This window comes from Nonomuraea sp. NPDC050691, from assembly GCF_040654455.1.
Lineage (GTDB): Bacteria > Actinomycetota > Actinomycetes > Streptosporangiales > Streptosporangiaceae > Nonomuraea.
Genome location: NZ_JBFAIA010000058.1, coordinates 1 through 19,767, shown reverse-complemented (window position 1 = coordinate 19,767; position 19,767 = coordinate 1). Strand labels below are relative to the sequence as shown.

The window sequence follows — 19,767 nt, the reverse complement described above, 5'->3', positions numbered from 1 at the left end:
CACAGGAAAGGTAGCTGATGTTGCTGTACGGGCGCTTGCAATGCACTGAAGACGGCCGCCGGATGCCGGGGCACGAACGTGCCTCCCGCGTACACCCCCGGCCCACCCTGTAGCTGTGCTGACCGTTTCCCCTGGTAGGTCCGCTGACATCGGGATGGCGTAGAGTGTGCGGGCTACTAGAATATAGTTCGGTACCGTGTGAGGCAGGGCTGATGACCAAGTTCGACGAGGCCACGCAGGCGATCAGGGTCGACGAGACCACCTATGACGTCTGCCTCGACCCCGGCTACGCCATCGGCGGGCCGCTCAACGGCGGCTACCTGATGGCCGTGCTCCTGCGGGCCGTGGTGGACTCCTCGCCGTTCGAGCACCCGGTGAGCACCACCGCGCAGTTCCACCGTTCCCCGGCCGCCGGCCCGGCGCGGGTCCGGGTCGAGCAGCTCAAGGCGGGCCGCACGGTCGCCTTCACCCGGGCCTCGCTCGTCCAGGAGGGCGTCAGCCAGATCGAGGCGCTGGTGACGACCGCCACACTCCAGGACGACGAGCCCACGTATGCCGATGAAACCGGATATGTCATGCCGCGACCCGAAGCCTGTGTCCGGCTGCCCGACCCCAAGCCCGAGTCCGGCATGACGCTCAACGCCCAGCTCGACATGCGCTTCGACCCGCCCACGATCGGCTGGCTGAGCGGCCGCCCGACGGGCAGGCCCGAGTCACGGGCGTACTTCCGGATGGCCGAGCCCCAGGACCCCGACCCGTACGTGCTCGCCCTCGCGGTCGACGCGCTCCCGCCCGTGGTCTTCTCCGCCGGAGCGCGCGGCTGGGCGCCCACCGTGGACCTGACCTGGCACCTGCGCGCCCTGCCCGCCCCCGGCTGGCTCACGCTCATCGGCAGCGGCCGGCTCGTCTCCGGCGGCTGGTTCGACGAGGAGGTCGAGGTGCGCGACTCCCGCGGCCGGCTCGTCGCGCAGTCCCGGCAACTGGCGCGCGTGGGACGGGGGTGACACGAACGCAGTGTGAGCATTCTTACGCAGTGCGCAGGACGCGGGTCGCCTACCCTCTGAAACGTGCCGGACACGAGCATTGGGATCTTCGACAGCGGGGTGGGCGGCCTGACGGTCGCCCGGGCGATCATCGACCAGCTTCCCCACGAGTCCATCACGTATGTGGCCGACACGGCGCGCCAGCCGTACGGGCCGAAGAGCATCGCCGAGGTGCGCGCGTACGCCCTTGAGGTGATGGACCACCTCGTCGCCAACGACGTCAAGATGCTCGTCATCGCCTGCAACAGCGCCAGCGCCGCCGTCCTGCGCGACGCGCGGGAGCGCTACGACGTCCCGGTGGTCGAGGTGATCCAGCCCGCCACCCGCCGCGCGGTGCGGGCCACCCGCACCGGCGAGGTGGGCGTGATCGCCACCCGGGCCACCGTCGCGTCGATGGCCTACCACGACGCCTTCGCCGCCGCCCCCCACGTACGCCTGACCAGCGTGGCCGCCCCACGCCTGGTCGAGTACATCGAACGCGGGGAGACGACGAGCGAGGAGGTCATCGCGGCGGTCCGGGAGTACCTGGCCCCCATCCGCGAGGCCGGGTGCGACACGCTCATCCTCGGCTGCACCCACTACCCGCTCCTCACCGGCGCGATCTCCTATGTCGCCGGCGACGAGGTCACGCTGGTCTCCAGCGCCGATGAGACGGCCAAGGACGTCTATCGGATCCTGCACGACCGTGGCCTGGCGGCCGCAAGCGACGTCACCCCCCGGCACCGCTTCCGCGCCACCGGCGACTCCACGCTGTTCGCCCACCTGGGACGGCGTTTCCTGGGCCCGGAGATCGACGCGGTCGAAGTCACACCGGTGGGGGGTACTACCAGCAACGGAGGCCCACATGAAGGTGACCATCATCGGCTGCTCGGGTAGCTTCCCGGGCCCCGACAGCCCTGCTTCGTGCTACCTGGTCGAGGCCGAGGGGTTCCGGCTGCTGCTCGACTTCGGCGCGGGCGCCCTCGGCGTCCTGCAACGGCACATCGGCCTGTACGACGTGGACGCCATCTGCCTGTCCCACCTGCACGCCGACCACTGCCTCGACATGTGCGGCTACCACGTGGCCCGCACCTACGGCCCCGAGGCGCCCTACCCCCGCGTGCCCGTCATCGCCCCGGCCGACGCCTCGAAGCGGCTGGCCGCCGCGTACGGCATGCCCGACGAGCCGGCGCTGGAGACGGCCTTCGACTTCCGGACGCTGACGCCCGGCAGCTTCGAGGTGGGACCGTTCACGCTGACGGCCCGCCTGGTCAACCACCCCGTCGAGGCGTACGGCTTCCGCGTCTCCCACGGCGACCGGTCGATCGCGTACTCCGGCGACACCGGCGAGTCGGCCGAGCTGGTCAAGCTGGCCGAGGACACCGACCTCATGCTGTGCGAGGCGTCCTTCGTCGACCGTCCCGGGCTGCCCGCCGACCTGCACCTGTCGGGCCGGCAGGCCGCCGCCCACGCGGCCAAGGCCAGGGCCGGCCGGCTGGTGCTCACCCATCTCGTTCCCTGGAACGACCAGGCCACGGTGCTCGACGACGCCTCCCGCGGCGGCTACGGCGGCCCGATCGAGCTGGCGAGGAGCGGCGCCGTCTACGACTTCGCCTGAGAACCCGTCACGGCTCGGCGCGGACCTGGTCGAACTCGCGCATGCGCGGCAGCGGCGAGAACAGCAGCGGCACGAACGACACCAGCCGGCCGCTCATGAACACCCACAGCGCCGTCCGCACGCCGACGTGCTGGGCCACGAGCCCGCCGAGCAGCGCGCCCACCGGCATCGTGCTCCACACGACGAAGCGCACCGTGGCGTTGATCCGGCCCAGCATGCCCTCCGGCGCCACCATCTGCCGGTAGGTGAGCTGGCCGACGTTGTAGAGGATCGCACCCCACGACAGCGCGACCGACGTGATGGTGAAGAACGACACGCGCCAGTCGGCCTGCGTCATCGGGAGCAGCAGGCCGAACGGCGAGGTCACGGCGATGGACAGCCACGTCACCCGGGCGGTGCCGTACCTCGCGAACAGCCGGGTCCCGGTGAGCCCGCCGAGCAGCCCCCCCACCGCGCCCGACATGAGCAGCACGCCGATCACCCCCGGCGCGAGCCCGACCTCGTCGGCGAGGAACAGCACCGACAACCCGAGCACGGCGCTGATGCACAGGTTCGTGCCGGCGGTCGCGGCGACGATCGGCCGCAACAGCCGGTCGCCCCAGACGAACACCAGCCCTTCGCGGATGCCCTGCCACATGCCGCCCTGCCGGTCGTCCGCCGGCACCCGCCGCTCCGGCGTCCTGATCGAGGCGATGAACAGCGCCGAGCCGAGGGAGGCGAGCGCGGTGGCGAGCACCGTCAGCGGTGGTCCCAGCGCCTGCACCAGCACCCCGCCCAGGCTCGGCCCGGCCAGCGCGCCCCCGGAGCGCACGAACTCGAGCTTGGAGTTGCCGCTGCTCAGGCTCTGCTTGTCGACCAGCTCGGGCAGGTACGTCTGGTCGGCCACGTCGTCGAACACCTGGGCCGTGCCCGCCAGCAGCGCCACCACCAGCATCATCCCGATGGACAGCAGGCCGAGCGCGTACGCGATCGGGATGCTGGCCAGCAGCGCGAACCGCAGCAGGTCCGCCGTGATCATGACGCGGCGCTTCGACAGGCGGTCCACCCACACGCCGGCGGGTAACCCGATCGCCAGGAACGCCGCGGTCTGTAAGGCGGACAACAGGCCGACCTCGAACGCGCCCGCGTTCAGGACGAGGACGGCCACCAGTGGAAACGCGACCCGGGAGATGTTTGACCCGAGTTCGTTGGCCACATGTGAGCTGAGGAACCTGATGAAGTCAGGGCTCCGCAACACCCCCGTTGTCATTGCGTAAGGATCCATGTGGTGGACACTTTCGGTCAAGAGCGTCACGGCGCGGAGATAGGGTGAAGTGCATGTCTCGACAGGATGGCCGCGCTCCCGACCAGCTACGCCCGATCACCATAACCCGGCGGTGGCTCGCCCACGCCGAGGGCTCGGTGCTCGTCGAGTTCGGCGGCACGCGGGTGCTGTGCGCCGCCTCGGTCCAGGACAGCGTGCCGCGCTGGCGCCGCGGCAGCGGCCAGGGCTGGGTGACCGCCGAGTACGCCATGCTGCCGCGCGCCACCAACACGCGCAACGACCGCGAGTCGGTCCGCGGCAAGATCGGCGGGCGCACCCACGAGATCTCCCGGCTGATCGGCCGCTCGCTGCGGGCCTGCGTCGACTACAAGGCCCTCGGCGAGAACTCCATCCTTCTCGACTGCGACGTCCTCCAGGCCGACGGCGGCACCCGCACCGCCGCGATCACCGGGGCGTACGTCGCGCTCGCCGACGCCGTCGCCTGGATGCGCGAGCGCAAGATGTGCCCGGGCGACCCGCTGGTCGGCTCCGTCTCGGCCGTCTCGGTCGGCGTCGTCGGCGGCGTGCCGCTGCTCGACCTCTGCTACACCGAGGACGTGGCCGCCGAGACCGACATGAACGTCGTGATGACCGGCTCCGGCAGCTTCGTCGAGGTGCAGGGCACGGCCGAGGGCGCCCCGTTCGACCGCGGCGCGCTCGACCGGCTGCTCGACCTGGCCGCGGCCGGCTGCGAGGAGCTGACGCTGATCCAGACGGAGGCGCTCGGCCGATGAAGATCGTGCTCGCCACCCGCAACCCGGGCAAGATCGCTGAGCTGCGCCGCATCCTGGCCGGGTTCGACATCGTGGGGCTGGAGGAGTTCCCCTCGATCGGCGAGGTCGCCGAGACCGGGGTCACGTTCGAGGAGAACGCCCTGCTCAAGGCGCACGCCGTCGCCCAGGGGTCCGGGCTGCCCGCGGTGGCCGACGACTCCGGCCTGTGCGTCGACGTGCTGAACGGCATGCCGGGCGTCTTCTCGGCCCGCTGGTCCGGCCGCCACGGCGACGACCAGGCCAACCTCGACCTGCTGCTGGCGCAGGTCTCCGACGTCCCCGCCGACCTGCTGACGGCCCACTTCGCGTGCGTGGCGGCGCTGGCGCTGCCGTCGGGGGAGACACGCGTGGTCGAGGGCGACCTGCCCGGGCGGCTGCTCGCCACGCCGCGCGGGTCCAACGGGTTCGGGTACGACCCGATCTTCGTGCCCGACGGCGAGACCCGGACGACGGCGGAGATGGCGCCCGAGGAGAAGGACGCGATCAGCCACCGGGGCCGCGCCTTCCGCGCCCTCGCCCCGCTGGTGCGCGACCTGCTCTCGCCGTCCGCCTGACGCGCCTCCTCCTGACGCGGCTTCGGCGGGCGCGACTCACCGGGGTCCCGTAACCGGCGTGTAAGAACCGGACGGCGCGGCCGGGCATAGCGTCGGAACCGTGCAGAGGACAGACAGGGCGCCCGCGTGGACGGGCCCGCTCGCGGGGCTGACGGCCGGAGCGGTCGCGCTCGGGGTCGCCCAGCTCGTGGCCGGGATCGTCGGGCCGAGGACGTTCCCCGTGGTGGCGGTCGGCGACGGGGTGGTCGATCTGACGCCCGCGCCGGTCAAGGACTTCGCGATCAACGCGTTCGGGGCCAACGACAAGACGGTCCTCGTCGGGGGCGTGCTCGTGGTGGTGGCCCTGATCGCCGCCGCCCTGGGGATCGCGGCCCGGCGGCGGCCGGTGTACGGCGACGCGGGGCTGGCGGCGTTCGGCGCCGTGGGGGTGCTGGCGGTGCTGACCCGGCCGGGGGCCGGGATCGTGGGGGTGGTGCCGACGGTGGCGGGCGTGGCGGCCGGCATGTGGATCCTCCGGACGCTCGTACGGCGTGCGGGTCTCGCCTCCCCGGTGCCCGCCGCGGAGGTGCCCGAATCGGATCGGGCGCCCGCCGTGCAGGTTCCCGGTGCGGACGAGATGGCGGCCGCGGACCGGACGGATCCCGGTGGGACGTCGGCGCCGGGGCCGGAGATCGAGAGACCCGCGGTGATGCGGCCCGGGGCGTACGGAGCCGGCGGGTTCGACCGGCGCAGACTGCTCACCGGTGTCGCGGGCGGAGTGGTGGTGGCGGGAGCGGCCACCGTTCTCGGACGGAACCTCGGGAGCCGCGGGGCCGTGGACACCGCCAGGGGAGGCCTGACGCTGCCGGCGCCCGCCACACCCGCGGCGCCGCTGCCCGCCGGGACGGACTTCCGCGTCAACGGCCTGTCGCCCTTCGTCACGAGGAACCGCGACTTCTACCGGGTGGACACCGCTCTCGTCGTTCCCCAGGTGGACCCGCGCGCCTGGCGGCTGCGCGTCCACGGCATGGTCGACCGGCCGATCGAGCTGACCTTCGACGACCTGCTCAGGCGTCCCCTCACGGAGGCCGACATCACGTTGACCTGCGTGTCCAACCCGGTCGGCGGCGAGTACATCGGCAACGCCCGCTGGCTCGGCGTCCGCATGGCCGACGTGCTGCGCGAGGCCGGGCTCCGGTCCGGCGCCGACATGCTCCTGTCCACCTCCGAGGACGGCTTCACCTGCGGCACCCCGGTGGACGTGGTCATGGACGGGCGTGACGCGCTGTTCGCCGTGGCCATGAACGGTGAGGTGCTGCCCGTGGACCACGGCTTCCCCGTGCGGCAGGTGGTGCCTGGGCTGTACGGGTACGTCTCGGCCACCAAGTGGGTGGTGGACGTGAAGGTGACGCGCTTCGACCGGGACGAGGCGTACTGGACGCCGCGCGGCTGGGCCGCCAAGGCGCCGATCAAGACCCAGTCGCGTGTCGACCTGCCCCGGCAGGGAGCCAGGCTGCGCCCGGGCCGTACGACGATCGCCGGGGTCGCCTGGGCGCAGCACACGGGGATCGAGGCCGTGGAGGTGCGCGTGGACCGCGGGGAGTGGCGGCGGGCGCGCCTCGCCGCGGTGCCCGGGCCGGACACGTGGCGGCAGTGGGCGCTCGACTGGGACGCCGCGCCGGGCCGCCACACGATCGAGGTACGGGCCACCGACGCCGCGGGCCGTACCCAGGCGGAGCAGCAGGCGCCGCCCGCCCCGGACGGTGCGACGGGCTGGCACACGATCACGGTCCAGGTCGCCTGACGGTCCGCGCTGTCCCGCTTCTCCGCGTTTGTGCAGGTAAGGCGGGCGGATCGTGGCGGCCGAACTTGCCGAGTGCCCCTCCTGGCCGGGACGGCGGCCCTACGATCGGCGTCGAGCACGACAGGAGGCAGGACGTGACCCGCGACCGCAAGTCCCGCGCCCGGTGGGTCCTTCCCGAAGGGCGCTACGACCCGGTGGTGGGGGACGGCGTGCGATGGCGCGACTACGAGCGCGCCGCCGCCCCCACCCCATCCGACCCCGGCCCGGCCGCGCCGGACCCGCGATCGCCGGCCCTCGCCGTGCTGCTGGGGGAACGCCCGCCGGACACCGGCGCTCCACCGGACGCCGGCCCTCCAGGTGTGGCGACGCCGGACTTCGGCCTTGCGAGCGTGACGGCGCCCCCTGACGGGTCGTCGTCCCCGCCTGCCATGCCCTCGGACAGGTGGGCGTCTTCGTCCGAGGTGCCGCCTGACGGGTGGCCGCCTCCGGCGCCACGGGAGACGGCCCCCATGCCCGCCGGCCCACTCGCGCCCGCATGGCCGGACGCGCCGGCAGGGTTCACCCGCTCGGACACGTCCGCGGCCCCTTCGCCCGCGCGACCGGAGGCGAACGTGGCCCCGTCGTCTGCGCGATCGGATGCGTGCGCGGGCCCATCGCCTGTGTGGCCCGAGGCGGCGGAGGCGTCCTTCGTTCCCGCCTCGCCCTCGCCGCCCGCCCGACCTGGTGCGGCGGCCATGACGCCCCCCGCGGGGCGTGGCGCGCCCCGAGACGCCCGCACAGGCGACCCCGCCGGCAGGGACCCCTGGGAAGTCCCCGCGACCGATCGAACGAGGGACACCGCGACGGACCGCACGAGGGACCCTGCGCGTGACACCGCGACGGACCTCACCACGGCCCCCGCGAGAGACCTCATCAGGGACCCCACGAGAGACGCCTCGCGGGACAGAACGCCGGACGCTGCGCGGGATGACGTTCGGCACGCTGTGCGGGATGACGTTCGGGACGCTGCGCGGGACGACGTACAGGCGGCCGGGTGGGCGACACCCGCTCACCGACCACCCACAGGCCCCGCCGGGTGGGCGGCGGCGGCCGGGGGAGACCCGGGCCGGCCCGTGGCCGCCCCCGACTGGTTCGACGGGCCCGCCAGGCCGCCGCGGCTGGCCGACTGCCGCCCGTACGGCACCGCGGGAGGGCTGGCGCGTCCCGACCCGCAGGTCGAGCACGACCTGCGCCGGGCCGTCCCGCCCGGCACACGCTTCCCCGACCCGCGCGGCACCTGGGTGCGGCTCGTCAACGGCGGCGGCCCCGCGGACGACCCGTTCCGGGCCTCCAACGCCGCCGACTGCGCTCTCGCGGTACTGTCCACCTGGCACGGCGAGCCCGCCGCCGCGGCGCCCCGGCATCCCGAGTACGACCGGCTCGGCCGGCCCGTGCTGACCGGCGAGACGGGCGGGGCGGCCCGGATCGAGCGCTGGGTCGGGCACCGGTTCCAGTACGCCGGTCTCGGGCGGCACGCCTACCCGCTGGTGGCTCGGCGGCTGATCGAGGCCGGGCACGGGGCCGCGGCCATCATCGTCGTGCGCTGGCCGGGAGGCGGCTCCCACGCGTGGAACGCCGTGAACTTCGGCGGCGAGGTCATCTGGATCGACGCGCAGCGCGGTCACATGGCGGTCGATCCTCCCTACACGACGGTGACCGGGGTGTTCTGCGTCATCGTCGACCGGTACGGGCGGCCGCGGTGAGCCGCGGCGGGCAGGGGTGAGCGCGGTGGACCTCGACCAGGCCAGGGCGGTGGCGGAAGAGTACTTCAACGGGGTGCGGCCGGTGGACGACCCGGTGCGGGTGGGGGTCCACGGGTTCGGCGAGGGGTACGTCGCGTGGGTCCGCGAGCCCGACCCCGACGACCCGGCCACGCTGCCGGGCACGGTCGGGGGCGGCTGCATCGTGATCGACCGGGTGTCCGGGGAGATCGTGAGCCGTCCCCTGCTCGACCCGGAGACGGTGGCCGAGCTGTGGCCCGGCCGCACCCCTCGCTGAGACTCCGTTCAGCCGCTCGCGAGCGCGCCGACGATCGAGGCGCGGGCCGCGCGCCGCGCCGGCAGCACCGCCGCCAGCACCCCCGCCAGCCCCGACAGCGCCACGAACAGCGCCACCTGCCCGTACGGCACCGCGTACACCGCCCCGTCGATCATGGCTCGTACGGCGGCCCAGCCGAACACCGCGCCCAGCACGACCCCGACGAGCGCCCCGATCAGCCCGAGCACCAGCGCCTCCACCGACAGCATCCGGCGCAGCTGCGGCCGGGTGAGGCCGAGGGCCCGCAGCAGCGCCGACTCCCGGGTCCGCTCGTGGACCGACAGCGACAGCGTGTTGGCGATGCCGAGCAGCGAGATGAGGATGGCCAGCCCCAGCAGTCCCGTGACGATCATCAGCAGCATGTCCAGGGTCTCGTCGAACTCGCCGCGCACCTCGGTCGAACTGGACACCTTGACCGTCGGGTACGCCGCGGTCGCCGCGTCCACCGCCGCCCGGGACTTCTCCGGCGCCACCCCCTCCTTGGCGTCGATCATCACCCGGGAGTCGGGAACCGCGCCGAAGTACCGGTCGAAGGCGCCCTCGGCCACGGTCAGCTCCGGCAGCGCCGACTCGGAGGCGTTCAGGACGGCGACGACGGCGAGCGTGACCGGCCCGGCCCGCCCGGTGGCGACCGACAGGGAGTCGCCGACCCGGACACCGAGCCGGCCGGCCACGTCGTCCGCGACCGCGACCTGGGTGTCGCCGAGGCCGCGCATCGATCCCGCCGTCACGGGCGGGTTCATCGGCCCGCTGTACGTGCCCACCTCGTAGCGGCTCGCGCCGCCCTTCGGCCCGCTCACCTCGGCCTCGGCGAAGCGCACCTGCACCACGGAGGCCAGTTCCGGTCGCCGGCGCAGCTCCTCGCCGACCGAGCGGGGGACGGCGGAGTCGCGCTCCTGGGTGGCCACCAGGTAGTCGATGGGGAACTGGTCGTCGAGCTTGGCGGTCAGCGTCACCCGGGTCGAGGCGGTGAGCACGGAGATGAGCGTCATCAGCGTCACGCCCACGGTCAGCGCGACCGTGGTGGTGGCCGCCCGTCCGGGGTTGCGGCCGGAGTTGTCCACGGCCAGCCGCCCCGGCACGCCGAACAGCCGGGCCGGGACCGCGCCGATGACCGCGCTGAGCGGCCTGACCAGCACGGGCCCGAGGATGAGCACGCCGAGGAACGTCACCGCGCCCCCGGCCATGACCACGATCAGCGACACCTGCTGCCCGGGTTCGAGCACCAGCGCGCCGAACCCGGCCAGGCCCAGACCGGCCAGCAGGAAAAGGCTCGCGGCGAGCACCCGGATCAGGCCGGTGCGGAACACCTGCTCCTCCACCTGCGTGCGCAGCGCCGCCACCGGCGCGACCCGCGTGGACGTGCGAGCCGGGAGCACCGCCGAGCCGACGGTGACGAGCAGGCCCACGGCCAGCCCGATGGCGATCGTGCCCGGCGCCAGCCGCACGGAGGCGCCGGTCGGCAGCGGCGCCTCCAGAGCGTCCAGGATCGCGAGCGTCGACGCGCCCAGCCCGTACCCGGCGAGCAGGCCGAGCACGGACGACAGCAGCCCGATCACCGCCGACTCCAGCAGCACCGAGCCGAACACCTGGCCCCGCGTCGCGCCGATGCAGCGCAGCAGCGCCATCTCCCGGGTGCGCTGCGCGACCAGGATCGTGAACGTGTTGTAGATGACCAGCGCCGCCACCAGCATGGACACCAGCCCGAACATGAGCAGTCCCACGGTCAGCGCCTTGGTCTCGACGCCGGCCTGCCGGGCGAGCCGTTCCGCGAGCTGCTCACCGGTGACGACCTGGCGGCCGGAACCGCCCGCCACCGCGGCGACCGCCGTCCGCAGCCGCGCCGGGTCGGCGCCCGCGACGTCGATCTCGCGGAAGCCCTTCTCGCCCGTCATCCGCTGCGCCATGGCCGGGGTGAAACCCACGACGCCGGTGTAGGCGAGCTCCTGGTCCACGCCCGGGTCGAGGAGACCGACCAGCCTGAACATCCGTTTGCGGCCCTGGGGGTCCAGCACGGTGATCGTGTCGCCGGCCTTGAGCCCCTGGGCCTTGGCGGTGTTCTCGTCGAGCACCGCCGCCTGGTCGTCGGAGCCCGGACCCGTTCCGGAGACGATCACGGCCCGGCTCAGCGGCCCGGACGCGATCGAGAGGGCGGTCGTCGGCGCGTTGCCGGCCGTCTTGCCGTCCTTGCCGATCAGCGGCGCCGGCCCGCGGACGACGCCCTGCGCGTCCGTGACGCCCGGCACGGCCCGTATCTTGTCCAGCAGCGTCGCGGGCAGCCGGCTGTCCGGCCCCTCGGCCAGCACGGCCACGCCGACCTTGCCCGCCTCGGCCGTCACCTTCTGCGCGAAGCCGGCCTCGATGGTGTCCGTCAGCACGAACGTGCCCGCGATGAACCCCACGCCCAGCGTGATCGCCAGGGACGTGAGCAGCAGCCTGAGCCGGTGCGCCCGCAGCCCGGCCAGCGTGGTCCTCAGCATCTCAGCCTTCCAGCTTCATGAGCGTGTCGAGCACCGACTGAGGCGTGGGCGCGGCCAGCTCCGTGACCAGCTCGCCGTCGCGGAGGAACACCACGCGGTCCGCGTACGCGGCGGCCACCGGGTCGTGCGTGACCATGACGATCGTCTGCCCCAGCTCCCGCACGGAGGCGCGCAGGAACGACAGCACCTCGGCGCCGCTGCGCGAGTCCAGGTTGCCGGTCGGCTCGTCCGCGAAGATCACCTGCGGCTTGCTGATGAGCGCCCGCGCCACGGCCACGCGCTGCTGCTGGCCGCCGGACAGCTCCGTCGGCCGGTGGCCGAGGCGGTCGCGCAGGCCGACCGTCTCCACGACCCGGTCGAACAGCACCTGGTCGGCCTGGCGGGCCGCGATCTCCAGGGGGAGACGGATGTTCTGCTCGGCGGTCAGCGTCGGCAGCAGGTTGAACGCCTGGAACACGAAACCGATCCGCTCCCGGCGCAGCAGCGTCAGCCGTTTGTCGCTCAGGCCGGTCAGCTCCACGGCGCCGATGCGCACGGTCCCCGACGTGGCCGTGTCCAGCCCGGCCAGGCAGTGCATCAGCGTGGACTTGCCCGAGCCGGACGGGCCCATGATGGCCGTGAACGCGCCGGTCTCGAACGTCACGTCCACCTCGCGCAGGGCGTACACCTTCGCGTCGCCCTGGCCGTACACCTTGGTCAGGCCCCGCGCCACGACGGCGGGGGCGGCCCGGCGCCGGCTCCCTGTCTCGGTCTCGGTGATGGTCACGTTCGCTCCTTCGAGGGGTTGGGGGAACGCGACTCACGCTATGGGCGAGATGTGTGGGGAAAATGGGCCCTGAGGAGGGATTTCGTATAAGCCGCCAGATGACGGCGGTCAACCTTTCGGCCGATGGGACGGCACGACGAGCCCCGCCTCGTACGCGTACACGACGGCCTGCGCCCGGTCCCGCAACCCCAGCTTGGCCAGCACCCGCCCCAGGTGCGTCTTCACGGTCGCCTCCGCCACCTCCAGCGCGGCGGCGATCTCCAGGTTCGACAGGCCGCGGGCCACCATCAGCAGCACCTCGCGCTCGCGCGGCGTCAGTCCGGCGTCGTCGGGCGGCACCTGGTCCGGGAGGTTCGCGGCGAACCGGTCGAGCATGCGTCGCAGGGTGCTCGGCGCCATGACCGCGTCCCCGGCGTGCACGGCCCTGATCGCGTTCACCAGGTCGTCCGGCGGCACGTCCTTCAGCAGGAACCCGGACGCCCCCGCCTTCACGGCCGCGAACGCGTACTCGTCGAGGTCGAACGTCGTCAGGATGAGCACCTTGGGGCCGCGGATCCGGGCGGTCGCCTCGACGCCGTCCATGCCGGGCATCCGCACGTCCATGAGGACGACGTCCACGTCCGTGCCGCGCAGCACCTCCAACGCCCGCGCGCCGTCGCCCGCCTCGGCCACCACCTCGATGTCGGGCTGCGCCCCGAGCACCATCCTGAACCCGGCCCGCAGCAGCCGCTGGTCGTCGACCAGCATCACCCGGATGCGCGGGCTCCCGGCGCCGCTCATCAGGCGGCCCGGCCGACGGGAACGGGCAGCCGGGCCAGCACCTCGAACCCGCCGCCCGGGCGCGGCTCCGCCGACACCGCCCCGCCGTACATGCCGACCCGTTCGCGCATCCCGATCAGCCCGTGCCCGTCGTGGCTGCGCGGCGCCGCGGCCCCCCGCCCGTCGTCGCTCACCCGCACCACCAGCTCCGCCCCGCCGTACGTCAGCTCCACCAGCGCCCGGACGCTGGGCCCGCCGTGCTTGAGCGCGTTCGTCAGGGCCTCCTGGATGATGCGGTAGACGGCGAGCTGCTGGCCCTCCGGCAGGTCGCACGGCGGGCCCGTCACCCGCAGCCGCGCCGGGACGCCCGCGCCCCGCACCAGCTCCTCGAGCTGCGCGAGCCCCGGCTGGGGCGTGTAGTCGGTGCCGGTGGCGCCGTCCCCGCCGTCCTCGGGGTCCGCGCGGAGCACGCCGACCAGCCGCCGCATCTCGGCCAGCGCGTCACGGCCGGTCCGGGAGATGTCCCGCACGGCCTGGCGGACCTGCTCGGGGTCACGGTCGATCATGTAGCCGGCGCCGTCGGCCTGGACCACCATCACGCTGACGTTGTGGGCCACCACGTCGTGCAGCTCCCGGGCGATCCTCGCCCGCTCGGCCGTGGCGGCCAGCCGCGCCTGCTGGTCGCGCTCGCGCTCGGCCCGCTCGGCGCGTTCCTCCAGGCCCTCCAGGTAGCGGCGGCGCGTGTTCGCGTACAGGCCGGTCAGCCAGGTGGTCACGACGAAGATGGAGCCGCTGAAGAACATGCTGAACGAGACCGTCCGCCAGTGCACCAGCACCAGGTACACGCCCAGCTCGGCGATCAGCCCGGCCGCCAGCGCCCACCGGAACGCGCACCCGTAGGCCACCGACCACAGGGCCACCAGCACGGAGATGTTCGCCGGGACGGGGTCGAAGCCGAGCGCCCACTGCCCGAAGGAGACGAGCGCCACGGCCGCGAACGTCTCCAGCGGCCTGCGCCGCTGCCACAGCAGCGGGACGATCAGCAGGGCCGACAGGACCACGTATCCGGCCAGGTGAAGCTGCGCGCCGGAGCCCACGGCGGTGCCCGTCGCATACGGCCGGGCGGTCACCAGAGCCAGCACCGCGAGGGGCGCCCCCCGGAGGGCGTCCATCACCTTGGCGTGGCGCTTGGACCACGCATGTACCCTGCCGAACACATCCATACGATATGTATGGATTGCTGGGGCTGTGTCCGCCTGAAGGTGGAAGTCGGTGTACGACCCAGGTCTGACATGCGTCCCGGTCCTACGCCACCCTCGTCTTACGCCAGCCTTACGGCCTCATGGGCATAGTTGACCTTGGGAGCGCCCCATATGGGGCAGTAAAGGGAGATCGTGATGGCGGATCATGATCGCGAAGTTGGGTCGCGCGGCGACGAGGAAGCGCCGCGCGACCCGGTCCCCGGAGCGCAGCCACCCCCCTCCGCCTCGCCTCCCTCTTCGGGCGCTTCTTCGTTGGACGCACCGTCTGAGCGCGCTCATCCCGGGGGCGGTCCTTCCGGGGCGCCTTCTGAGGGGGTTCATCCCGGAGGCGGCCCCTCCGCGGCGGCTCCCACGGCGGCGCACGCGGGTCCCGGCTGGGGCCCTCTGCCGGGGTCTCCGCGACCGGACACCTCCTTCCGCGACTTCCTGCGCCAGAAGCCGGCCCAGATCCTCGGCGCGGGCCTCATCGGCCTGATCGTCGGCGGCCTGCTGGGCGGTACGGCCGTGGCGCTGGTCGTCGGCGTCACCCACCACGACCGGGCCGTCCAGTGGGCCCCCCGGCTCGGCTGGGACCCCTACCACGACTGGGAGCGCATGCCCCGCGCCTACCCGGATTGCCGCCCCGCCCCGGGCGGGACGTACTGCCGCTACGGCGCCCCGTACCCGCCGGCGCCCTCGATCGTCCCCGTGCCCTCGGTCGCCCCGGTGCCGCCGTCCGCGCTTCCCGCCACCCCGGTCCCGACCCCTCCGGGTGTCCAGACGCCCACCCCGATCCAGACCCCCACCCCGATCCCGACACGCACGGGCTGACCGCCGAGGGGGCGCGCACCGGGCGCGTCGAGCGACGAGTGTCCCGGAGGAGGCCTCCGGGACGAGATGTAGGGCCGGTGGGATTCGAACCCACACTTACAGCCACCTAAAGACTGCGCCTCTGCCATTGGGCTACGACCCCTTGGTCGCCTTTCCCCGACCGGCGTAATTGTCGGTCTGGGAGTGGCAATTCGGGCAGAGGAAGCGCAGGTTCTCCAGGCGATTGTCGAGCCAATTTCCGTTCATATGGTCGACATGGAGCGTAAGCGGCTTTCCCTGCCACGTCCCGTCAATCCTACAGGCTGCGCACGCGTAGGGAACCCCGGGTTAGCGCCGGCGCCTTCTCGCGTATCGACTCCGGCGGGCGCAGCACGAGAATCTGCTCGTACGGCCTTACGCTGTCGGAGCGCTTCCCCCGGCCGTGGGCACGGCCCACGAAGTGGGAGGTGTCGATGCCGTAGTGCCTGAGGCGGCGGCTGATGTGCGCATGGCTGCCGCCGGTCCACTTGACGCCGAGACGGCGAAGCACATCGGCCACGCTCAGAGAAGCCGCCGCCGCCTCCAGCATCTCGCGCGTGTACTTGATATAAGCCGCCATGACCGGAGCATAGGAAAGGACGCTGACATTTCCCGGCCGGCTCTACGTTCTGCGGAATTTGTCGCGATCTTTCGGTATGTCGTACCGGAATGAAGCGGATGGCGCATGGCGGCGACGACGCGGGCCCCGGGGAAGGGCCCGCGGGCCGTGGTGGTCAGGAGAGGCCGAGCTTCTTCTTCAGGGACGCGACGTGCCCCGTGGCCTTCACGTTGTAGAGCGCCTGCTCGATCTTTCCGTCGGCGTCGATGACGAAGGTCGAGCGGATGACGCCGACGACCTCCTTGCCGTACAGCTTCTTGGTGCCGTACGCGCCGTACGCCTGGTGGATCTCCAGCTCCGGGTCGGACAGCAGCGGGAACGTCAGCGCGTCGCGCTCCACGAACTTGTCCAGCTTGGCGGGCTTGTCCTTGGACACGCCGAGCACGACGAATCCTTCGCCGGTGAGCTGCGCGAGGTTGTCGCGAAAGTCGCACGCCTGCTTGGTGCAGCCCGGCGTCATCGCGGCCGGGTAGAAGTAGAGGATCACGCGCTTGCCGCGGAAATCTCCCAGGGAGACGGTGTTTCCGCCCGCTGCGGGTAGCGTGAACTCGGGCGCGGCGTCGCCGGGCGCGAGCTTGGTTTCGGTCATGGGTCCTCCTGAGTACGTCCAGCAAAACCTACCGGGCCGGCATGCCGTCCGCCCGCCGTGCCGTACGCGGTGCCGACCTGACAGACTGATCACGACCAGAGCCGACGCGCTCGTGCGGGCCGCGGAGCGGGCACCCGGAGCGGGCACCCGGAGCGGGCGTGGCCGACACGAGCGTGGTCGAAAGGAGAGCCATGGCAGACACCGATCCCGACGAGCTGGAGCGCCGGATCGCTCAGACCCGGGCGGAGCTGGCGCAGACGGTCGACGCCATCGCCGACCGGGTGAGCCCCAAGCGGGTGAAGGAGCGTACGGTCGCCGATGTGAAGGCGCGGGCCGGGTACTTCGTCGCGTCCGTGGGCGACGCGCTGGGAGTGACGCAGCGGCCGGCGCCGGGCGACGACTCGGAGCGGTCGTGGGACGACGAGCCGCCCGAGCTGGGTCCCGTCCTGATCGGGGTGGGGGCCGTGCTGGTGCTGAGTGCCGCGATCATGCTCTGGCGGCGCCGCCGCCGCTGAGCGGCCGCCTCGCCTGACCTGACCTGACCTGTCCGTCCGCCGCCGGGGGTGGGCCCCCGGCGGCGGCGTGCCGGTCGGCGTCAAAGGTGGCGTCAGAGGTGTCGCGGTCAGTGGTGGTGTCAGAGGTGTCGCGGTCAGAGGAAGGTCTTGCCCTCGCCGCGGTACGTCGGGACCGTGCCGACGAGGTCGTCCCCCTCGATGAGGTGCAGCGCCGCGAACCGCTCGCACAGCTCGCCCGCCTTGGCGTGCCGGAACCACACCCGGTCGCCCACCCGCAGGTCCTCGGCCGCCTCGCCGAGCAGCGGGGTCTGCACCTCGCCGGCTCCCTCGTCCGGCGCGTAGCGCAGCCCGGGGGGCAGGTACGGCTGGGGGAGGCGGCTGGGGCCGGCCGGGCCGGAGGCGAGGTAGCCGCCGCCGAGGACCGTCACCGTGGCGGGTCCCGGCCGGCGGACCACGGGCAGCGCGAAGAACGCCGCCGGGTGCCCGGTGAAGGCCCGGTAGAAGTCGAACAGGCGCGGGTGGAAGAACCCGGAGCCGGCCGCGACCTCGGTGACGGCCTTCTCACGCACGGTCCGTTCGATGGAGCCGGTGCCGCCGCCGTTGACGAAGTCGAGGTCGCAGAACTGGCGTACGGCGTTGACGACGCGCCCGCGGCGCATGACGAGCTCGCGCGCCGAGCGCTGCTGCATGAGGCGGATGGCGCGGGTCATCGCCGGGTTGCCGGGCGGGGCGTCGCCGACGCCCGCGATCTGCGCCTCGTACGCCATGAGGCCGGCCAGCCGGAACCCGGGCCGCTTGGCGATCTCGGCGGCCAGGTCGGCCGCCTGCTCGGGTTCGCGTACCGTCGAGCGCAACGCCCCCGCCCGAAATTTCCCGCCGAAGGCGATATATCCTGCGTCGATGTCCAGACATATGCGGATCTCGGGGCGGGGGTGGACGTCCGCCACGACGTCGTCCACGTAGTCCAGGTGCTCGACCGAGTCCACGGTCACCGTGATCTCCCGCGCCAGGCGCGGATCGCCCGCCAGTTCGGCGAGCGCCGCCCGGTCCGCCGTCGGGTACGCCACCAGGATGTCGGCGAACCCGGAACGCGCCAGCCACAGCGCCTCCGGCAGGGTGAAGGCCATCAGGCCGTGGAAGCCGTCCATGGCCATGATGCGCTCGAGCACGGGACGGCAGCGGATCGACTTGGTCGCCACGCGGATCGGCTTGCCGCCCGCGCGCCGCACGAGGTCGGCGGCGTTGGCCCGCATGGCGTCGAGGTCGAGGATGGCGAAGGGCGGGTCCAGCGTCTCGGTGGCGCGATCGTAACGCGGGCGGGCGTCCATATCAGCAGCGTAACCGTATATCGGGCAATTGAACATGAGGGACATTCATGTTGTCCGGAACCGTCGTAATGTTCGGGCAAACCGGCGGCGAGGGCATGATCCATCCGATGCCCGGCCCGTGTACCTGTGGTCGGTGTGATGAGCAGTCTCCAGCAGCTCCTGCCCGGCGTCCTCCTGGAGGCGCAGGACAGCCCTCTCCGCCGCTCCACCCGGGCGCTGAAACCGGCGCGCACGCCGGCCGGGGCGGTGGTCGCGCTGACGCTCACCGCCTGCCTCGGCCTGTCGGCCGCCGAGATCGTCGCGGCGCTGATGGGCAGGCCGCTCGGCTGGGTGCCGCTGGAACGCCTGATCGACCTGGCCGGCCGGCACGCCTGGAGCGAGCTGCGCACCGGGGCGGCCTGGACCGTCGCCGCGGGCGCCGCCCTGCTGCTGCTGGCCGCCGCGCCGGGACGCTGCCGCCTGGTGCCGGTCGAGACGTCAGATCCCGGCATCGTCATCGGCATCACCCGGATCGGCCTGCGCCGCACCCTGCGCGCCGTCGCCCAGGAGGTGGAGGGCGTGTCCAAGGCACGCGTGCGGCTGCGCAAGCGCACCATCGAGGTGACCGTGACGACCGCCGCGGAGAGCACGGGCGCGATGCTCCGGCAGGTGGGTGCCGCCGTGGGCGACCGGCTCGCAGGCGTGGGCACGCTCGGCACGGGCGAGGTCGTGGTCCGGTTGCGCAGAAGGAGGCGCTGGTGAGCCCGGCACGGGACGCGGCGCGGACGGCGAGGGCGGCACGGCCGAGAACCTCGGCGCGGACGGACGGGAGGGGCGGACGGTGAGACAGTACGCCGGCAACCGGCTCGGCCTGGCCATCGTGGGCGCGGTGCTGCTGCTTTTCGGTGCGTACGCGTGGCTGCGCGGGGACGACCGGCTCGACTGGCTGTCACCGCGGGCCAAGGTGCTGCCCGAGCAGACGGCGCGGCTGGTCGCCGACCAGCAGTGGACGCTGTGGGCCGCGGCCCTCGGGCTGATGCTCCTCGGCCTGGTCTCGCTGCGGTGGCTGCTGCTCTGCCTCGGCTGGGGCCGCCAGGGCGTGCGCTCGGGCACGGGCACGGCCATGCTGTGCGTGGGCCTGAAGGACGTGGACGGGCTGAGCCGTACGGGGGTGCGCGTCGTGGGGGACGGCGACCACCTGCGCATCGCCATCACCTGCGCCCCGTCGGCCGACGTGGGGGCGATGGTCGGCAAGCTGGACAAGGAGATCGTGGGCCGCATCCGCCGCGAGGTCCGCGACGACGACACCGGCACGATCGTCCGCATCCACGTTCGCCGCTGAAGCACGCCGAGCCGCCGCAGGACTCGATCGTCGACCTGTTCTCTCCGAGTGACGCGAGGACCACTCGGAGAGGTGTTCAGCACTCGATGACGTTGACGGCCAGGCCGCCGCGTGAGGTCTCCTTGTACTTGTCGAGCATGTCGCGGCCGGTGTCGCGCATGGTCTTGATGG

21 protein-coding genes and 1 tRNA gene are annotated in these 19,767 nt (G+C 72.9%); 12 read left to right on the top strand and 10 right to left on the bottom strand.

Features of this window, described 5'->3' with window-relative positions; translation table 11 throughout:
• Positions 1 to 212: 212 nt before the first annotated feature.
• From AB0H81_RS21685 to AB0H81_RS21675, 3 genes are all read left to right on the top strand, one after another.
• Positions 213 to 1,004 (top strand): thioesterase family protein, encoded by a 792-nt coding sequence (locus AB0H81_RS21685; protein ID WP_358377249.1) that lies wholly within the window; start codon positions 213 to 215, stop codon positions 1,002 to 1,004.
• A gap of 63 nt (positions 1,005 to 1,067) precedes the next feature.
• Positions 1,068 to 1,919, top strand: a complete 852-nt coding sequence (gene murI / locus AB0H81_RS21680; protein ID WP_358377246.1) for a glutamate racemase — start codon at positions 1,068 to 1,070, stop codon at positions 1,917 to 1,919.
• Complete coding sequence (locus AB0H81_RS21675) at positions 1,888 to 2,640, top strand: MBL fold metallo-hydrolase (protein ID WP_358377243.1); 753 nt, start codon at positions 1,888 to 1,890, stop codon at positions 2,638 to 2,640. The genes murI and AB0H81_RS21675 overlap by 32 nt, the downstream gene beginning before the upstream one ends.
• 7 nt (positions 2,641 to 2,647) lie before the next feature.
• Here AB0H81_RS21675 and AB0H81_RS21670 read toward each other — a convergent pair whose 3' ends face one another.
• Complete coding sequence (locus tag AB0H81_RS21670) at positions 2,648 to 3,889, bottom strand: MFS transporter (protein WP_358377240.1); 1,242 nt, start codon at positions 3,887 to 3,889, stop codon at positions 2,648 to 2,650.
• 68 nt (positions 3,890 to 3,957) lie between these two features.
• Between AB0H81_RS21670 and rph the strand changes: the two genes are divergently transcribed.
• The 5 genes from rph to AB0H81_RS21645 all read left to right on the top strand — a co-directional run bounded on the left by rph (position 3,958) and on the right by AB0H81_RS21645 (position 9,090).
• On the top strand, positions 3,958 to 4,677 hold the full coding sequence (gene rph, locus AB0H81_RS21665) for a ribonuclease PH (RefSeq protein WP_358377237.1): 720 nt from the start codon (positions 3,958 to 3,960) through the stop codon (positions 4,675 to 4,677).
• The gene (rdgB, locus tag AB0H81_RS21660; protein ID WP_358377234.1) at positions 4,674 to 5,270 is read left to right on the top strand and encodes an RdgB/HAM1 family non-canonical purine NTP pyrophosphatase; all 597 of its coding nucleotides are present in this window, start codon (positions 4,674 to 4,676) and stop codon (positions 5,268 to 5,270) included. Before rph ends, rdgB begins: the two co-directional genes overlap by 4 nt.
• Before the next feature lie 100 nt (positions 5,271 to 5,370).
• Positions 5,371 to 7,053 (top strand): molybdopterin-dependent oxidoreductase, encoded by a 1,683-nt coding sequence (locus AB0H81_RS21655; protein ID WP_358377231.1) that lies wholly within the window; start codon positions 5,371 to 5,373, stop codon positions 7,051 to 7,053.
• Positions 7,054 to 8,165: 1,112 nt separating this feature from the next.
• Entirely contained in the window at positions 8,166 to 8,795 is a 630-nt protein-coding gene (locus AB0H81_RS21650; RefSeq protein WP_358377228.1) for a toxin glutamine deamidase domain-containing protein, read from the top strand.
• A gap of 25 nt (positions 8,796 to 8,820) precedes the next feature.
• The gene (locus tag AB0H81_RS21645) at positions 8,821 to 9,090 is read left to right on the top strand and encodes a hypothetical protein (RefSeq protein ID WP_253766803.1); all 270 of its coding nucleotides are present in this window, start codon (positions 8,821 to 8,823) and stop codon (positions 9,088 to 9,090) included.
• 8 nt (positions 9,091 to 9,098) lie between these two features.
• Here AB0H81_RS21645 and AB0H81_RS21640 read toward each other — a convergent pair whose 3' ends face one another.
• The 4 genes from AB0H81_RS21640 to AB0H81_RS21625 form a co-directional block, all read right to left on the bottom strand.
• The gene (locus AB0H81_RS21640) at positions 9,099 to 11,609 is read right to left on the bottom strand and encodes an FtsX-like permease family protein (protein WP_358377224.1); all 2,511 of its coding nucleotides are present in this window, start codon (positions 11,607 to 11,609) and stop codon (positions 9,099 to 9,101) included.
• Position 11,610: 1 nt separating this feature from the next.
• Positions 11,611 to 12,375, bottom strand: a complete 765-nt coding sequence (locus tag AB0H81_RS21635) for an ABC transporter ATP-binding protein (protein WP_358377221.1) — start codon at positions 12,373 to 12,375, stop codon at positions 11,611 to 11,613.
• Between the two features lie 108 nt (positions 12,376 to 12,483).
• Positions 12,484 to 13,155 (bottom strand): response regulator transcription factor, encoded by a 672-nt coding sequence (locus AB0H81_RS21630; RefSeq protein ID WP_358377218.1) that lies wholly within the window; start codon positions 13,153 to 13,155, stop codon positions 12,484 to 12,486.
• Entirely contained in the window at positions 13,155 to 14,357 is a 1,203-nt protein-coding gene (locus AB0H81_RS21625) for a sensor histidine kinase (protein ID WP_358377215.1), read from the bottom strand. The genes AB0H81_RS21630 and AB0H81_RS21625 overlap by 1 nt, the downstream gene beginning before the upstream one ends.
• Before the next feature lie 291 nt (positions 14,358 to 14,648).
• Between AB0H81_RS21625 and AB0H81_RS21620 the strand changes: the two genes are divergently transcribed.
• Complete coding sequence (locus AB0H81_RS21620) at positions 14,649 to 15,206, top strand: hypothetical protein (RefSeq protein WP_358377212.1); 558 nt, start codon at positions 14,649 to 14,651, stop codon at positions 15,204 to 15,206.
• Between the two features lie 69 nt (positions 15,207 to 15,275).
• Here AB0H81_RS21620 and AB0H81_RS21615 read toward each other — a convergent pair.
• The 4 genes from AB0H81_RS21615 to bcp form a co-directional block, all read right to left on the bottom strand.
• A tRNA-Leu gene (locus tag AB0H81_RS21615) sits at positions 15,276 to 15,348 on the bottom strand.
• Positions 15,339 to 15,500, bottom strand: coding sequence for an HNH endonuclease (locus AB0H81_RS21610; protein WP_358377319.1), 162 nt, complete (start codon positions 15,498 to 15,500; stop codon positions 15,339 to 15,341). Before AB0H81_RS21610 ends, AB0H81_RS21615 begins: the two co-directional genes overlap by 10 nt.
• A 1-nt stretch (position 15,501) precedes the next feature.
• On the bottom strand, positions 15,502 to 15,804 hold the full coding sequence (locus AB0H81_RS21605) for a hypothetical protein (protein WP_358377209.1): 303 nt from the start codon (positions 15,802 to 15,804) through the stop codon (positions 15,502 to 15,504).
• Positions 15,805 to 15,958: 154 nt separating this feature from the next.
• A complete protein-coding gene (gene bcp, locus AB0H81_RS21600; RefSeq protein ID WP_358377206.1) occupies positions 15,959 to 16,432 on the bottom strand; it encodes a thioredoxin-dependent thiol peroxidase in 474 nt (157 codons plus the stop codon).
• 191 nt (positions 16,433 to 16,623) lie between these two features.
• Between bcp and AB0H81_RS21595 the strand changes: the two genes are divergently transcribed.
• Positions 16,624 to 16,947 carry a DUF3618 domain-containing protein gene (locus AB0H81_RS21595; protein ID WP_358377203.1) on the top strand — a complete coding sequence of 108 codons (324 nt, stop codon included), beginning with the start codon at positions 16,624 to 16,626 and terminating at the stop codon, positions 16,945 to 16,947.
• 134 nt (positions 16,948 to 17,081) lie between these two features.
• On the opposite strand, the gene AB0H81_RS21590 is transcribed toward AB0H81_RS21595, so the two are convergent.
• Complete coding sequence (locus AB0H81_RS21590; RefSeq protein ID WP_358377200.1) at positions 17,082 to 18,275, bottom strand: amino acid deaminase/aldolase; 1,194 nt, start codon at positions 18,273 to 18,275, stop codon at positions 17,082 to 17,084.
• Between the two features lie 138 nt (positions 18,276 to 18,413).
• Here AB0H81_RS21590 and AB0H81_RS21585 point away from each other — a divergent pair, with 138 nt between their 5' ends.
• Positions 18,414 to 19,016 (top strand): DUF6286 domain-containing protein, encoded by a 603-nt coding sequence (locus tag AB0H81_RS21585; RefSeq protein WP_358377197.1) that lies wholly within the window; start codon positions 18,414 to 18,416, stop codon positions 19,014 to 19,016.
• 79 nt (positions 19,017 to 19,095) lie between these two features.
• Positions 19,096 to 19,596 (top strand): hypothetical protein, encoded by a 501-nt coding sequence (locus AB0H81_RS21580; RefSeq protein ID WP_358377194.1) that lies wholly within the window; start codon positions 19,096 to 19,098, stop codon positions 19,594 to 19,596.
• Positions 19,597 to 19,767 lie beyond the last annotated feature (171 nt).

Coding starts and splice junctions, on each gene's coding strand:
- AB0H81_RS21685 (WP_358377249.1), top strand. CDS start 213: ATGACCAAGTTCGACGAGGCCACGCAGGCGATCAGGGTCGACGAGACC.
- AB0H81_RS21675 (WP_358377243.1), top strand. CDS start 1,888: ATGAAGGTGACCATCATCGGCTGCTCGGGTAGCTTCCCGGGCCCCGAC.
- AB0H81_RS21670 (WP_358377240.1), bottom strand. CDS start 3,889: ATGACAACGGGGGTGTTGCGGAGCCCTGACTTCATCAGGTTCCTCAGC.
- rph (WP_358377237.1), top strand. CDS start 3,958: ATGTCTCGACAGGATGGCCGCGCTCCCGACCAGCTACGCCCGATCACC.
- rdgB (WP_358377234.1), top strand. CDS start 4,674: ATGAAGATCGTGCTCGCCACCCGCAACCCGGGCAAGATCGCTGAGCTG.
- AB0H81_RS21640 (WP_358377224.1), bottom strand. CDS start 11,609: ATGCTGAGGACCACGCTGGCCGGGCTGCGGGCGCACCGGCTCAGGCTG.
- AB0H81_RS21630 (WP_358377218.1), bottom strand. CDS start 13,155: ATGAGCGGCGCCGGGAGCCCGCGCATCCGGGTGATGCTGGTCGACGAC.
- AB0H81_RS21625 (WP_358377215.1), bottom strand. CDS start 14,357: ATGGATGTGTTCGGCAGGGTACATGCGTGGTCCAAGCGCCACGCCAAG.
- AB0H81_RS21605 (WP_358377209.1), bottom strand. CDS start 15,804: ATGGCGGCTTATATCAAGTACACGCGCGAGATGCTGGAGGCGGCGGCG.
- bcp (WP_358377206.1), bottom strand. CDS start 16,432: ATGACCGAAACCAAGCTCGCGCCCGGCGACGCCGCGCCCGAGTTCACG.
- AB0H81_RS21595 (WP_358377203.1), top strand. CDS start 16,624: ATGGCAGACACCGATCCCGACGAGCTGGAGCGCCGGATCGCTCAGACC.
- AB0H81_RS21590 (WP_358377200.1), bottom strand. CDS start 18,275: ATGGACGCCCGCCCGCGTTACGATCGCGCCACCGAGACGCTGGACCCG.
- AB0H81_RS21585 (WP_358377197.1), top strand. CDS start 18,414: ATGAGCAGTCTCCAGCAGCTCCTGCCCGGCGTCCTCCTGGAGGCGCAG.